Origin of the sequence: Amorphoplanes friuliensis DSM 7358 (genome assembly GCF_000494755.1) — a bacterium.
GTDB lineage: Bacteria > Actinomycetota > Actinomycetes > Mycobacteriales > Micromonosporaceae > Actinoplanes > Actinoplanes friuliensis.
This window is the reverse complement of the sequence record NC_022657.1, coordinates 3706255-3720286: the sequence shown is the minus strand read 5'-3', so window position 1 is coordinate 3720286 and position 14032 is coordinate 3706255. Positions and strand designations below refer to the sequence as shown.

Here is a 14032-nt window from a genome sequence, read left to right as displayed (position 1 = left end):
GGGCGCCTCCCATCGAACAACTGGAGCGGAACCGTGCGGACTTTTTCGGTCCCCGAACGGCTCGGCGGTTTCGGGCTGGCCGTAGCAGCGGCCGCCCTCGCCTGGCCGGCGGTCGCCGTGGGGACCGGTCTGGGTCTGCCGTGTCCTCTACGGACATTCACCGGCATTCCCTGCCCCGCCTGCGGTCTGACCACCGCGGCGGTCGCACTGGTGCGCGGCGACGTCGGCGGGGCGGTGGCGGCCAACCCGGTGATCCTCGGGCTCGCCGCGCTCACCGCCGTTGCCGTGCCGCTGCTCGTGCTGCGGTCGGCCGGGGTGCTCGCCGCACCCCGTCCGTGGCCCGCGGCGCGGCGCCGTCTCCTTCGATGGCCGGTCGGCCTGCTCGCCCTCGCGAGCTGGCTCTTTCAATTGCACAGGGAGAACAACCTATGACGTACGACCACCCGCAGGGTGCTGCCTACTCCGGGCAGGGCCAGGCCGCTCCCGCCGTTAACTACGCCTCCTGGGTGCAGCGCGTCGGTGGCTACCTGATCGACATGCTCTGCGTGGCGCCGTTCTCGATCCTGGCGGTGACGCTGGGCCGCGACACCGACGAGGCCACCGGTCTGCCGACCTTCAACGCGCTGTACTTCGTCTTCGTGCTCCTGGCCCTGGTGGTCAGCGGCTACAACCGCTGGTTCCAGGCCGGGAAGACCGGTCAGAGCTGGGGCCGCAAGGCTCTCGGCATCCGTCTGGTCAGCGAGCAGACCGGTCAGCCGATCGGCGCCGGCATGGCGTTCGTGCGCGATCTGGCGCACTTCATCGACTCGATCATCTGCTACATCGGCTGGCTGTTCCCGCTCTGGGACGCCAAGAAGCAGACCATCGCCGACAAGCTCATCAAGACCGTCGTCGTCCGCTGAGTGACCCACGGGCGCGGCCGGCTCCCCCGGCCGCGCTCGTGATCGCAGATTGCCTGCTCGGGCCGGTGCCGCGGCGTAGCTTGAAGACGTGGAAGCGGCTCCGGAGGGAGACGGCCCGCGGCGGAGGGCGCTGCGGTTCCTGATTCCGGTGATCGCCCTGGGGCTGGCCGGTACGGCCCTGGCCGCATTCGCGCTGCGCCGCACCGACGCCGACCGCCTCAGCCGGGCCCTGGACCAGCAGACCGCCATCGTGGCGCAGACGCTCGCGGGCGAGATGCGCCGGTACACGACCTCGCTCCTCGATCTCGCGGCAGCGGTGGGCTCGCAGAGCCGGCTCGAGACGGCCGAGTTCGCGGCGATCACCGCGGCCACCGACCGTCAGCGGCTGCCCGGCGCGAGCGGTGTCTCGCTCGTCGTGCCGGCCACCACGGGTCAGATCGGTGGTGTCGAGCGGGCCTGGCGGACGGCCGGCAGCCCGGGACTGCGGTTGCGGGCCGCGCCGGGCATCCGCGACGGCCACCTCTTCGTCGTCCAGAGCAGGCCGATCGACGGCACCGCGGAGGCCGTCGGTCAGGACCTCGCCGCCTCCACCCCGGCCGCGACGGCGCTGGCCAAGGCCCGGGACAGCCATCAGGTTGCCATCAGCCCGACCTACCGGTTGCTCGAGGACGGCGATGTGCCGAGTGCCCGGCGGCAGTGGTCGTTCGTGCTGGCCGCGCCCGTGTACTCGACCTCACCCGCGGCACCCGACGCCGGACAGTTCCGGGGATGGATGGTGATGGGGCTGCGCGGCGCCGACTTCCTGCACCAGGCGATCAGCCGGACCGCGGGTAACACCGTCGTCCTCGCCCTTTCCGACAGCTCGGCCGGGCGACGGACCGAGGTCGGACGCTGGCAGCCGGCCGCGGAACCGGCCCGGGGACAGCCCGCGCGGACGGTGCCGATCGTGGTGCCGCAGGGCACGTGGGAGCTCACGGTCACGCCCACCGACCGGCTGCTGCCCGGCACCGACCTGCATCTCGACATGATCGCCTGGGCGGTGGGCGGCTTCATCACCCTGCTCCTCGCCGCCCTGACCGGAACGGTGATCACCGCACGCAACCGCGCGCTGCGCCGGGTCGACGCCGCCACCGCCGCGCTGCGGGACGACATCGATCGCCGGGAGGCCGTCGAGGTGCAGCTCCGGCAGCGGGAGAGCGAGCTGGTCGGTTTTGCCGGCATCGTCGCGCACGACCTGCGCAGCCCGCTCGCCCGGATCACCGGTTACGCGGACTTCCTGCGCGAGGAGGCGGCGCCGCGGCTGGAACCCCTGCACCGCGACTTCCTCGAACGCCTCTACGGCGGCGCCCAGCGCATGCAGTCGCTGATCGACGACCTCCTGGATTACGCCACGGCCGACAACCAGGACCTGGTCACGGCGCAGGTCGACCTCAACCGGATGGTGGCCGAGGTGGTCCGCGACCGGGTCAGCGGTCACGGCGCCCAGCAGCCGAGGATCGTCGTCTGGCCGCTGCCGACCGTCGACGGTGACGCCACGCTGCTGCGGCAGGTCGTCGACAACCTGATCGGCAACGCCCTCAAGTACACGCCGGAGGGCGAGGACCCGAGCATCGAGATCACGAGCCGCCGGGAAGAGGCGGGTGGCTGGCGCGTCGAGGTCGCCGACCGGGGCATCGGCATCCCGCCGGACCAGCTGGACACGATCTTCGACGCGTTCATCCGGGCCGGCGGCAGCGAGGGATACCACGGCACCGGACTGGGCCTGGCGATCGTGCACCGCATCATCGAGCGGCACGGGGGCCTGGTCGGTGTCGACAGCAACCCCGGCGGTGGCAGCCGTTTCTGGTTCTCGTTGCCGGCCCATGCCCGGCTCGTCGCCGGCACCGGGGCGACGGAAAGGATCGTGCACTCTTCTTGAGATTCGCCGGCGCGCGCCGAATTGATCCGTCACACCCCGACGGAGTCAGGAAAGGCGGTCGCCGGTGAGGACCGTGCACCCGCGCGCCGCTCTCGCGGCCGGTGGAGCCCTGCTGGTCGTGTCCTTCCTGTGGCTGGGCATCGGTCTCGGGCACGTCTGGGCGTACCCGGTGCTCGGCTGGCTCCCCCTGCCCGTGCTGAGCCTGCTCGCCGCGCGGGCCTGCCGGCAGACCGGCCGCCGCGTGGAGCTCGGCATCGCGACCCGGCGGTTCTGGACGCAGCTGGGCCACGCGACCACGATCATGGCCGTCGGCATCGTCAGCAACGCGTACGACGCCGTCGGCGGTCCCGAGCCGTCGCAGCGCCTGAGCACCCTCACTTTGTCGGTCTATCTGCTGGCGCTGGCGGTCCTGCTCTGGGCGCTGCTGCGCCTGCCCACCTGGCAGCGCTCCCGCAGCGACTGGGCGCGTTTCGGCCTGGACACGTGCATCGTGCTGATCACCAGCGGCGTGTTCGTCTGGCACTTCTCCCTGCGCAAGGTCGAGGTGTGGACCGAGCAGACCGGGTCGGCGATGCCGTTGCTCGCGCTGAGCGTCGTCGGCTTCATCTCGGTGGTCACCTTCGTCAAGGTGGCGTTCGCCGGCGCCGGCTGCCTCGACCGGCAGTCGGTGCGCCTGCTCTCGTACGGCACGGCGGCCAGCGCGCTGTTCGGTGGCCTGTCGCCGTTCCTGGTGGACCGCCCGTACCTGTCGTCGAGTTTTGTGGCGGTCTCCGTGGCCGCCTTCGCCGTCCAGCTCGCCGCCGTCCGGCAGCTGCACTCCGAGGTGCAGATCGCCCCGGTACGCACGAAGCCGCACCGGGCGAGCGTGGTCCCCTATCTCGCGGTGGCCGCGACCGACGCCCTGCTGCTGTCGATCGGGACCAGCCACCCGGCCGAGATCACGGTCATGCAGATCAGCGCGGTGTCCCTCACGGCGCTGGTGATCGTGCGGCAGATCGTGACCATGCGGGAGAATGTGCGCCTGCTCAACACCGTGGACGCCAACCTGGGTCAGCTGCGCCGCTATCAGGACCAGCTCGAGCACCAGGCCACCCACGACACGCTGACCGGCATCCCGAACCGCGCGCTGCTCGAGCGTGAGATCGCCGCGCTGCTCGTCACCGGTGACGACTTCCACCTGGCGTTGCTCGACGTCGACGACTTCAAGTCGATCAACGACCGGCTCGGTCACGGCCGGGGCGACCAGATGCTCGTCGAGTTCAGCGGGCGCCTGCAACGGGAGATCCGCCGGGAGGACACCGTCGCCCGCCTGGGCGGCGACGAGTTCGTGGTCCTGGTGCGCGACGGCGACGAGGCCGCGCTGCCGACGCTGCTGACGCGCCTGCTCGAGACCGTCGAGCGGCCGGTACCGCTCGACGGGCAGGACATCGTCGTGCAGGCCAGCATCGGCGTGACCCGCAGCCGGCCCGGTGACGACCCCCACGAGCTGCTGCGCCGCGCCGACGTGGCGATGTACTCCGCCAAGGCGGCCGGCGGCAACCGCTGGACCCGCTTCGACGAGGTCATGGACCGCGAGGCCGACCGCGAGGCGCGTCTCGGCCGGGACCTGCGCGGCGCCGTCGCCCGCGGCGAGCTGTTCCTGCTCTACCAGCCGCTCGTCGAGCTGCCCCACGGCCGCCTGGCCGGTGTCGAGGCGTTGCTGCGCTGGCAGCACCCCGAGCACGGCCTCGTCCCGCCGGACGTCTTCGTCCCGATCGCCGAGCGCAACGGCGCGATCGTCGAGGTGGGCCGCTGGGTCCTGGAGGAGGCCTGCCGTCAGGCCGCGGCCTGGCAGCACCGGTACGGCGAGCGCGCACCGGGCAAGGTCAGCATCAACGTGTCCGCCCGTCAGCTCGCCGAGCCCGGTTTTGTCGCCGAGGTCGCCGCGGTGCTGAGCAGTACGGGCGCGGACCGGCGCCGGCTGATGATCGAGGTGACCGAGACGGCGGTGCTCGGGGCCGACACCGCGATGGCGGCGGTCCGCGAGCTGCGCGGTCTCGGGCTGCAGGTGGCCCTGGACGACTTCGGCACCGGCAACTCGTCGCTGAGCCTGCTGGTCGACTGCCCGGTCGACGTCCTCAAGGTCGACAAGTCCTTCGTGGACGGTGTCACCGGTGACGGCCCGCAGGCACTGGTGGTGCAGAGCCTGATCACGGTCGCCCAGGGCATGCGGGTCGAGGCCGTCGCCGAGGGCGTCGAGACCCCCGAGCAGGCCCAGCGGCTCTACGAGGCCGGCTACCGCCTGGTGCAGGGCTTCCTCTACGACCGCCCGCTCTCCGCGGACGACGTCGCTCAGGGGATCGAGGCGGCCACCAACTCCTGGTACGCCGCGACACCGTCCGGGTCCGCGTAACCGCCCGGGGGTGTCACCGACGAGCCGAGGTACCAGTTGTCGTGCTGCCAGTAGCAGACGATCCGGAAGCCGTGCGACGCCAGCCAGGTCCGTGAGGCGCGGATGGCCGGTCCCCGCGAGGCCCGGACGCCCAGGTCGTCGTCGATCCCCCACTCGGTCAGCGCCAGCGGGCGGCCCAGCGCGCCGAAGGCGGTGTACCAGCGGAGCATCCGTGGGTCACTGCCGACGCTCACCGGGTCGTCCGGCTCACTGCCGCGGGTGCTCGCCTGCCAGTACAGGTCGATCCCGTACCCGTCGGAGAACGCCACCGGCACGATCCAGTCCTGGATCTCGCGGTCCCCGCCGGTTCCGTTGTTCGTGACGTTCACCGATCCGGTCCGCCACTGGTACGCCATGTGCACCGGCACCACGTCGACGGTCGTGGTGATCGCCTTCGCCTGCGAGTAGACCCGTTTGAAGGCGTTCACGAACTGGACGCCCGTCATGTCGTCCTCGGGCTCGTGGAAGTACGTGAGAATGCTGCCCGCGGGCATCGCCGCGGCGATCGCCTGGATCTCGGTGTCGCACGACCCCGCCGCCACCGCGGTGGGTGTGCAGGAGGTCTTGAACGAGTACCAGAGTTTTGCGCCCTGGGTGGTGTGGCAGGTGACGGCGTCGGCGGGTGGCAGCTGTCCCGCGTTGGCGAACACCCGGCGGATCCCCAGCAGCGGGCCGAGGTGTCCGCGTTCGTCGAGGAACCCGGCGCAGGTGTTGCCGCTACCGACGACGTCGGTGGCCGAGGTGGTCGCCCCGACCGCGAACGTCGGCAGCGTCAGGGCCGCGGCCGGCGACGGCACGGCGGAGGACAGGATGAGCGCGACGGTCAGGCTGACGTGCATACGTCCTCCGCAGGCGGTCGATAGTAATCGACAGACTACGATGCGTAACCATTGATCGCCATCAGTCCGGAAAACAGCGCAGAACAGACACGTCGCCGGCCAGGGTGAGCGGGCCCGCCGCGTACGAGACGACCAGCGTCTGGCCGGCGGTGATCTCCGTGACGCCGGGACCGGTGAGCGTGCCGGCGCCCCGGTCGACGATCAGCACGGCAAAACGCGCGTCGAGGGTGGCCTCGCCGACGATCTGCTGCGCGTGGAAGAACTCGTCGGCCGCCGCGGGCAGCAGCGAGGTGATGCCCGGTTCGGCGCGCAGGACGTGACCGGCGAGCTCGGACTCCGGCACGGCGGTACGGCGCACGGCCGACAGCGCCAGCTCCGCGTCCAAGCCCAGGAAGACGTCCTCCGGCGCGATCGGGAAACCGTCCCACTCCAGCATGATCGAGAAGTCGGTCATCTCCTGCAGCTCGACGACCAGGATCCCGGCGCCGATCGCGTGCGGCACCCCGGCCGGGCAGAGCAGAACATCACCGGCCCTGACCGGTACGCGGTTGCACGCGTCCAGCAGCGCCGCAACGTCCTGAGTGGACACCCACCCGGCCAGCTCCGCGGCGGTGACGTCACGGGCGAAGCCCAGATGCACACTCGCCCCCGGATCGGCACGCAGGACCAGCCACGCCTCCGTCTTGCCGTACGGGCTGCCCAGGTGTGCCTGCGCGAACGGCCGATCGGGGTGCACGTGCAGCGGCAGCCGCTGACCGGCGTCGAGCAGCTTCACCAGCAGCGCCGCCCGGTCGCCGTGCCGCGCCACGTGCCCGGGCCCGAACCAGCCCTGCGGGTCGGCGGCGAACCGCTCGCCCAGATCCGTGCCGTCCGGCAGCCGGGTCCGGCCCCGCGGTGCCATCCCGGTCCGCGCGGTCGCCGACGCGACCCAGTCCTCGGGATCGGTCGCCGGGACGGCCGGATCACCGCGGAAGGCGGCGATCCGGCCGGCACCGGCATAGAACGACGGCAGCGTGTTGGCCGGCAGGACGACCGGCGCGTCCGGCGCGCTCACCACAACGTGTAACCGCCGTCGATGACCAGCACCGAGCCGGTGACGAAGGTGGACGCGTCGCTGGCGAGGTAGAGCGCGGACGGCGAGATCTCCGACGACTGGGCGTACCGCTGCATCGGGACCTCGTCGATCCAGTAGTGCTTGAACTCCGGGGCGTCGATGTCGGAGATCTCGGTCTTGGTGTAGCCCGGAGCGATGGCGTTGACCCGGACGCGGTGCGGCGCCCACTCGGCGGCCAGCGACCGCGTGAGGTGGTGCACGCCCGCCTTGGAGACGGCGTACGGCGCGTGCCACTGCGGGCGGTTGATGATCATGCCGGACATCGAGCCGACGTTGACGATCGAGCCGGAGCGGCGGGCGACCATCTGCTCGCCGAAGACCTGGCTCGCCTTCCACACCGCGTCCAGGTTGGTCGCCATGACCCGCTGCCACGACTCGTCGTCGATGGTCAGCGACTCGCCGTGGATGCCGACCCCGGCGTTGTTGATCAGCACGTCGACCGGGCCGAGGCGTTCGGTCACCGTGTCGCGCAGGGCCGTCAGGTCGCTGCGGCTGGTGACGTCGGTGGTGACCGCGAGCGCGGCCGGGCCGATCTTCGACAGCTCGGCGACGGCCTGCTCGTTGCGCTCGGCGTCGCGGGCCGCCACCACGACGGAGGCGCCGGCCTCGGCCAGGGCGATCGCGATCGCCTTGCCGATGCCCCGGTTGCCACCGGTCACGACGGCCACCTTGCCGTCGAGGCGGAACAGATCGAGGACGGTCATGCCGGCTCCTTCTCGGTGGTGATGCGGACGACGAGCCCGGCCCGCGGCCGGGTGCTGCCGATGAGTTCGGCGTTGCGCTGGTCCGAGCCGTGCGAACGCTCGTACGCCTCCTCGGGGCTACGGCCGAACTGCCGGTGCCGGGCGATGAGGCGCTCGAGCCGCACGTCCTCCCCCGGCTCGACGTACCAGGACGCGTCGAGCAGGGCCGCGGTGCCGCCCCAGCGTTCGTCGTCGACCAGCAGGTAGTTCCCCTCGGTCACGACCAGCGGCACGTCACGGTGCACCGGCACCGCACACGCGATGGACTCCTCCAGGCTGCGATCGAACTCCGCCGCGTACACGACCTCGTCCTGCTGGGGTCGCAGCCGCCGCAACAGATTCTGGTAGCCCGCCGCGTCGAAGGTGTCCGCCGCACCCTTGCGGGCGTGCCGGCCGAGGCGGTCCAGTTCCGCGTTCGAGAGGTGGAAGCTGTCCAGGCCGACCAGCACGGCACGGTCGCCCAGCGCGTCCACGATCTGGCGGGCGAGTGTCGACTTGCCGGCGCCCGGGGCACCGGTGATGCCGAGGATGCGGCGCTGCCCGTCGGCCACCAGCGCCCGGGCGGTCTCGACGAGGTGGGAGAGGCTGACCCCTCCGGGCGCCGTCACGCGGCACCGCCGTCGAGCCGCTGCAGGGAATCGGGTGATCTGGCGCCGGTCATCACCGCTACCGCCTCCTCCATCGTCGTGGTGCCCGGTTCGACCAGGGCGATGCGCCGCCCCAGCCGGTGGATGTGGATCCGGTCGGCCACCTGGAACACGTTGGGCATGTTGTGGCTGATCAGCACGACCGGCAGGCCGTTCTCGCGGACCCGTTCGATGAGCCCGAGGACCTGGTTGGTCTCGCGCACCCCGAGCGCCGCGGTCGGCTCGTCCATGATCACGACGCGGGTGGCCCAGGCCGCGACCCGGGCGACCGCGACCGCCTGACGCTGGCCGCCGGAGAGCGTCTCGACCTTCTGCCGGATCGACTGGATGCGGATGCCGAGATCGGCCATCTGCGTCGCCGAGCCCTTGCGCATCGCGGTCTTGTCGAGCTTGCGGAAGACCGTGCCCAGGATGCCCTTGCGGCGCTGCTCGCGTCCCAGGTAGAGGTTCTGGGTGATGTCCAGCGCCGGGGCGACGGCCAGCTCCTGGTAGACGGTCTCGATGCCGGCCCGGCGCGCGTCGAGCGGGCTGCGGAACTGCACCGCCTCGCCGTTGACGCTGATCGTGCCCGCGTCGGGCACGACGTCGCCGGTCAGCGACTTGATCAGCGTCGACTTGCCGGCGCCGTTGTCACCGATGACCGCCAGGATCTCCCCGGCGCGCAGGTCGAAGTCGCAGTCGTCCATCGCGACGACGTGCCCGTAACGTTTGGTCAGGCCTCGGGCCTGCAGGACGGTGTCGGTCATCGCGTCTGCCTCGTCCGGACGAAGTGGTCGACGGCGACGGCGATCACCACGAGCACACCGGTCGCCACCTGCTGGTAGAGCGAGTCGATGCCGGCCTGGGTGAGCCCGTTGGCCAGCACGGTCACGATCAGGGCGCCGATGAACGTGCCCACGACACCACCCCGGCCGCCGAAGAGGCTGGTGCCCCCGATGACCACCGCGGTGATGCTGTCCAGGTTGGCCGTCGAGTAGCCGCTCGGGTCGGCGGTCGGCGTACGCCCCAGGGCCTGCCAGGCCGCGAACGCGTAGATGACCGCCGCCGTGATGTAGACGCTCAGCAGCACCCGCTTGACCTTGATGCCGGTCAGCGCGGCGGCCCGCTTGTTGTCTCCGACGGCGTAGACGCGCACACCCCACGCGGTCTGGGTCAGCGCGTACCCGAGGAGGGCGGTGAGGGCCACCCAGAGGAACACGCCGTAGGTGATCGTCACCCCGCCGACCGTGGGCCCCTGGTTGAGGATCGTGAGCAGGTCGGAGTCGATCGGGTACGACTGCGAATCGGTGTAGAGGCGGGCGACGGCCGAGAGCACCGACAGCACGCCGAGCGTGACGATGAACGGCGGCAGCGAGAACGACGAGATGAGCGCGCCGTTGAGCAGTCCGAACGCCACACAGACGAGCGCGCCGACGACCAGCGCCCAGAGCGCGTTGCCGTCCGTGGCGAGCTTGCCGATCACCACCGCGCCGAGCACCATGATCGCGCCGTTGGCCAGGTCGATGCCGGCGGTCAGAATGATCAGCGTCTGGCCCAGGGCCAGCGTGCCGACGACCACCGACTGCGTGGCGATCAGCGACAGGTTGTCCGCGTTGAAGAACGTGCTCGTCGTGAGCGCGAAGACGACGACCGCGAGCACCAGCGCGGCCAGCGGGCCGGTGATCTGGCTGGTGGCGAGACCGCGGAGGAACCCGCCGCGGTCCTCCTCGAGCTCGAGGACGGCCGCGTCGGGTTCGCGCGTCGGGGTGCTGGTCACTTGCCGCCCCAGCAGTTCTGCAGCCCCCACTCGGAGGTCTGGGACTCGATGCCGTCGACGGGCTTGTCCGTGATCAGGACCGTGCCCGAGTCGTTGAGGCCGGACTTCGGCTTGGTGCCGTCCTTGAGGAAGGCGTCCGCGGCGGCGACGGCCAGCTCGCCCATCTTGCTCGGGAACTGCATTGCTGTCGCGCCGATGATCCCGTCCTTGACGTCCTGGACGCCGGAGCAGGCACCGTCGACCGAGGTGATGCTGACCTTGCCCTCGAGGCCCTTGTTCTTGATCGCCGTGTACGCACCGTGCGCCACCGGCTCGTTGATCGTGTAGACGGTGTTGATGTCCGCGTGCGCGGAGAGCAGGTTCTCCATCGCCGACTGCCCGGTCTCCACGGTGCCCTTGGTCAGAGCGGACCCGGCGATCTTCGGGTCCTCACCGGTGATGCCGTAGCCCTCGAGGTAGCCGTTGTGGCGGCCGCCCGCGGGCCCGTCGGAGAGGTCGAAGTCCAGCATGGCGATGCGCGGGCTCGCCGGCGCCGTCGCCTTGGCCCACTGGCCGATGAGCTTGCCGGCCGCGGTGTTGTCCGTGGCGAAGGTCGCGTCGGCGGCCTCGATCGGGGTGAGCGTCGCGTTGACCGTGACGACCAGGATGCCCTTGTCACGGGCCTTCTTGACCACGTCGACCAGCGCCGTGGGGTTGGCCGGGTCGAGGACGATCGCCTTCACCTTGTTGGCGATCATGTTCTCGATCGCGGTCACCTGGGTGGCCGAGTCGCCGGGCACCTTGGCCTCGGCCTTCATGACCTTCCAGCCCTTGGCCTTCGCGGCGGCCTCGGTGGCCTTCTCCAGCGTCCCGAAGAACGGGTTGGAGAGGTTCAGCTCGACGATGCCGATGGTGACGTCGGTGCTGTCCGAGCCGGAGCCCGAGCCCGAGCCGGCGTCGTCGGAGCCGCACGCGGCTGCGGACACCAGCAGCCCGGCGGCCAGCCCGGAGGCGACGACACGGTGGCGAACCGTGCGACTGACGTTCATATGAGGTCCTCCTGAGATCGATCCCGGCGACCGGACTCATTCCGTCGATGACAAGCATGAAGTCCATCGTGTTACGCCACATAGTGCGTTCGGTTACGTCGACTGTCAATCACTAAGTTCCGACTTATGTGTTGCGGTCGACATAAGTGCTGTGGTTCACTGACCGGCGTTCGACACAGTCACGGGGAGATCCATTGACCAGCGTCCTACCTGTCGCGCCCGGCCACGCCGAGGACGGCCCCGGCCGCATCCTCGAGCTGATCACCACCGGGGCCGCGCGCACCCGCACCGCGATCGCCCAGGAGACCGGTCTGTCCCGGTCGACCGTGGTGCAGCGGCTCGACGCCCTCTTCGCCGCCCAGCTGATCCGCGAGAGCGAGGAGAACGTCGCCTCCCGCGGCCGGCCGTCCCGCGCCCTCGAGCTCAACCCGCGCGCCGGGGTGGTCATCTCGGTCGACATCGGCGAGGAACGCACCCGCGTCGCCGTCCTCGACCTCAACGTCACGATCATCGGCGACCGGGTCGAACGGCTCGCGCTCGGTGACGGGCCCGACGTGCTGCTCGACCGGATCACCGCCACGGTCCGCGACCTCATCGACCACCTGGGCCTGCAGGAGAGCGCCGTCGCCGGCTTCGGGCTGGGCCTGCCCGCACCGGTCGACTACGAGGCCGGCCGCGTCATGGGCTGGTCCATCATGTCCGGCTGGGAGGGTTACGACATCCGGCGGCACCTGCGCCGCAGCTGGCCGGTGCCGATCCTCATCGACAACGACGTCAACCTGCTCACCCTGGCCGAACACCGTCGCTTCTGGGCCAGCCAGCGGCACCTGTTCTATCTGAAGGCGGGCACCGGCGTCGGCAGCGGCATGGTCATCGACTACGCGGTCAACCGCGGCGCCCAGGGCGCGGCGGGCGACATCGGCCACGCCCACATCGCCGGTTTCGGTGACCCGCAGTGCCGCTGCGGCAACGTCGGCTGCCTCGAGTCACTGGCCGGCGGCTGGGCCCTTGCCCGCGACCTGCGCGACCAGGACCTCGACAGCCACGACGCCCGGGACGTCGCCGACCGGGTCCGGCGCGGGGACTCCGAGGCGGTCGCCGGGCTGCGCAACGCGGGCCGCATCATGGGCGAGTCGGTCGCCTTCGCGACCAGCCTGCTCAACCCCGACGTGATCGTTATCGGCGGGATGCTCGGCACCACGGGCGACCACCTGCTGGCCGGCATCCGCCAGGTCGTCTACCAGCGGTCCCTGCCCCTGGCGACCCGTCAGCTGCGCATCGTCCCGACGAAGTTCAAATCGAGGGCGGGCATCGCGGGGGCGGGCTATCTGGTCCGGGACCACGTGCTCAACCCGTCAGCGCTCGACAGCCTGCTCGCCGCCGGCAAGTCCCCCTTCGCGATGACCTGAGCCCGAACACGGGCCGAGCCCGGAAGCGGGCCGAGCCCGGAAGCGGGCCGAGCCCGGAAGCGGGCCGAGCCCGGAAGCGGGCCGAGCCCGGAAGCGGGCCGAGCTCAGGCGCGGCAGGCTCCGGGCGGCAGCTCCGGCTCGCCGAGCTGGGCCAGCGACTGGTTGGCCTCGGTGAAGGTCGCCAGCTGCCGGAAACCGCCACCGACGACCACCTCGACGACCTTGCCCTTGCGCTTGGCCTCGTACTGCGTCTCGGCGTCGCCGAGGAAGAGCGCGCGGACGAGCTGGGCCGAGCCGACACCCTCGGGACCGAACCGGAGCAGGGCGACACCGTCGACCTTCTTCTTGCTCTTGGCCGGCTTCTCGGTGCGGAAGCGCCGGTTGACGAAGTCGGTGGTCAGGCTGTCGGCGACGCCGGGGCGGCCCGAGCCGTTGAACACCTTGACCGTCACCTGGTCGGGGCCCTCCGGGAGGGTGAGGTCGGCGACCGGGGCACCCTCGGCGCAGGCGCCCGGGACGGCCCCGCTCGCGGTGTCGCGAACCAGAGCCGTCACCACCGAGACCACCGCGGCGACCAACAACACCCCGACCACGATCAGTGATCGCACTCGCGCCAAGCTCATCAGAATCCCCCGGTGGTACCGCTGCACACGTCAGCGGCACCATATATCGGCGGCCTGTATATTCCGTGTTAGTTTTTGGCCGGTCGGTACGAGGCGACGATCACACCGCTCTTGAAGACCTTGGTGTCGATCAGCTCGAACGAGGCCTTCACGTCGCTCAGCGGCGTCGACAGGGTCGCGCCGCCCTCGAGCACCGGGTGGATCCAGAAGCGGACCTCGTCGACCAGCCCGGCCCGGACCAGCTGAGTGGTGACCGAGCCGTACCCGTACTGGATGATGTCCTTGCCGTCCTGGGCCTTGAGCGCGGTGACCGCCTCGACCAGGTCGCCCTGCAACACCTCGCTGTTCTTCCAGGTGGGGTCGGTCAGCGTGGTCGAGGCGACGTACTTCTTGACGTTGTTGAAGTAGGCCGCGCCGGTGCTGGGGTCGCTCTCGTCGCGGGCAGGCCAGGCCGCCGCGAAGCCGTCGTAGGTCGCCCGGCCCATCAGCAGGGCGTCCGCCGCGTCGGTCTGCGAACCGGCGAACGCGCCGGCCTCCTCGTCGAAGTACGGCATGGTCCACATGGGGTTCTCGATGACGCCGTCGAGGGTGATGTAGGTCGAGTTGATGAGCTTGCGCATCG

At 70.9% G+C, this 14032-nt stretch carries 14 protein-coding genes; 5 read left to right on the top strand and 9 right to left on the bottom strand.

Going from position 1 to position 14032, the window contains the following annotated elements; all coding sequences use genetic code 11:
- The first annotated feature begins 33 nt into the window (after positions 1-33).
- From AFR_RS17335 to AFR_RS17320, 4 genes are all read left to right on the top strand, one after another.
- Positions 34-432: a DUF2752 domain-containing protein gene (locus tag AFR_RS17335; protein WP_023361911.1), complete on the top strand. Its 399-nt coding sequence runs from the start codon at positions 34-36 to the stop codon at positions 430-432.
- Positions 429-902, top strand: coding sequence for an RDD family protein (locus tag AFR_RS17330; RefSeq protein WP_023361909.1), 474 nt, complete (start codon positions 429-431; stop codon positions 900-902). The genes AFR_RS17335 and AFR_RS17330 overlap by 4 nt, the downstream gene beginning before the upstream one ends.
- An 88-nt stretch (positions 903-990) precedes the next feature.
- Positions 991-2820 (top strand): sensor histidine kinase, encoded by a 1830-nt coding sequence (locus AFR_RS43695; RefSeq protein WP_052359406.1) that lies wholly within the window; start codon positions 991-993, stop codon positions 2818-2820.
- 64 nt (positions 2821-2884) lie between these two features.
- Positions 2885-5212, top strand: coding sequence for a putative bifunctional diguanylate cyclase/phosphodiesterase (locus AFR_RS17320; RefSeq protein ID WP_063749538.1), 2328 nt, complete (start codon positions 2885-2887; stop codon positions 5210-5212).
- On the opposite strand, the gene AFR_RS17315 is transcribed toward AFR_RS17320, so the two are convergent.
- The 7 genes from AFR_RS17315 to AFR_RS17285 form a co-directional block, all read right to left on the bottom strand.
- Positions 5152-6090 carry a hypothetical protein gene (locus AFR_RS17315; protein WP_023361903.1) on the bottom strand — a complete coding sequence of 313 codons (939 nt, stop codon included), beginning with the start codon at positions 6088-6090 and terminating at the stop codon, positions 5152-5154. The genes AFR_RS17320 and AFR_RS17315 overlap by 61 nt on opposite strands.
- A gap of 61 nt (positions 6091-6151) precedes the next feature.
- Positions 6152-7144 carry a class I mannose-6-phosphate isomerase gene (locus AFR_RS17310; protein ID WP_041842325.1) on the bottom strand — a complete coding sequence of 331 codons (993 nt, stop codon included), beginning with the start codon at positions 7142-7144 and terminating at the stop codon, positions 6152-6154.
- Positions 7141-7908: an SDR family NAD(P)-dependent oxidoreductase gene (locus tag AFR_RS17305; protein WP_023361899.1), complete on the bottom strand. Its 768-nt coding sequence runs from the start codon at positions 7906-7908 to the stop codon at positions 7141-7143. The genes AFR_RS17310 and AFR_RS17305 overlap by 4 nt, the downstream gene beginning before the upstream one ends.
- Complete coding sequence (locus AFR_RS17300; RefSeq protein WP_023361897.1) at positions 7905-8555, bottom strand: nucleoside/nucleotide kinase family protein; 651 nt, start codon at positions 8553-8555, stop codon at positions 7905-7907. Before AFR_RS17300 ends, AFR_RS17305 begins: the two co-directional genes overlap by 4 nt.
- Entirely contained in the window at positions 8552-9340 is a 789-nt protein-coding gene (locus tag AFR_RS17295; protein WP_023361895.1) for an ATP-binding cassette domain-containing protein, read from the bottom strand. The genes AFR_RS17300 and AFR_RS17295 overlap by 4 nt, the downstream gene beginning before the upstream one ends.
- Positions 9337-10350: an ABC transporter permease gene (locus tag AFR_RS17290; RefSeq protein ID WP_023361893.1), complete on the bottom strand. Its 1014-nt coding sequence runs from the start codon at positions 10348-10350 to the stop codon at positions 9337-9339. The genes AFR_RS17295 and AFR_RS17290 overlap by 4 nt, the downstream gene beginning before the upstream one ends.
- Positions 10347-11378: a substrate-binding domain-containing protein gene (locus AFR_RS17285; protein WP_023361891.1), complete on the bottom strand. Its 1032-nt coding sequence runs from the start codon at positions 11376-11378 to the stop codon at positions 10347-10349. The genes AFR_RS17290 and AFR_RS17285 overlap by 4 nt, the downstream gene beginning before the upstream one ends.
- Positions 11379-11572: 194 nt before the next feature.
- On the opposite strand from AFR_RS17285, the gene AFR_RS17280 reads away from it, so the two are divergent.
- Positions 11573-12787, top strand: a complete 1215-nt coding sequence (locus AFR_RS17280) for an ROK family transcriptional regulator (protein ID WP_023361889.1) — start codon at positions 11573-11575, stop codon at positions 12785-12787.
- 104 nt (positions 12788-12891) lie between these two features.
- Here the strand turns inward: AFR_RS17280 and AFR_RS17275 are convergent, their stop codons facing one another.
- A complete protein-coding gene (locus AFR_RS17275) occupies positions 12892-13395 on the bottom strand; it encodes a LytR C-terminal domain-containing protein (protein WP_023361887.1) in 504 nt (167 codons plus the stop codon).
- Positions 13396-13478: 83 nt separating this feature from the next.
- Entirely contained in the window at positions 13479-14030 is a 552-nt protein-coding gene (locus AFR_RS17270) for a dihydrofolate reductase family protein (RefSeq protein WP_023361885.1), read from the bottom strand.
- Positions 14031-14032: the final 2 nt, after the last annotated feature.

What these genes read in the sequence shown, in the direction of transcription:
- AFR_RS17330 (WP_023361909.1), top strand. Translation starts at nt 429, where the DNA reads ATGACGTACGACCACCCGCAGGGTGCTGCCTACTCCGGGCAGGGCCAG.
- AFR_RS17315 (WP_023361903.1), bottom strand. Translation starts at nt 6,090, where the DNA reads ATGCACGTCAGCCTGACCGTCGCGCTCATCCTGTCCTCCGCCGTGCCG.
- AFR_RS17305 (WP_023361899.1), bottom strand. Translation starts at nt 7,908, where the DNA reads ATGACCGTCCTCGATCTGTTCCGCCTCGACGGCAAGGTGGCCGTCGTG.
- AFR_RS17295 (WP_023361895.1), bottom strand. Translation starts at nt 9,340, where the DNA reads ATGACCGACACCGTCCTGCAGGCCCGAGGCCTGACCAAACGTTACGGG.
- AFR_RS17285 (WP_023361891.1), bottom strand. Translation starts at nt 11,378, where the DNA reads ATGAACGTCAGTCGCACGGTTCGCCACCGTGTCGTCGCCTCCGGGCTG.
- AFR_RS17270 (WP_023361885.1), bottom strand. Translation starts at nt 14,030, where the DNA reads ATGCGCAAGCTCATCAACTCGACCTACATCACCCTCGACGGCGTCATC.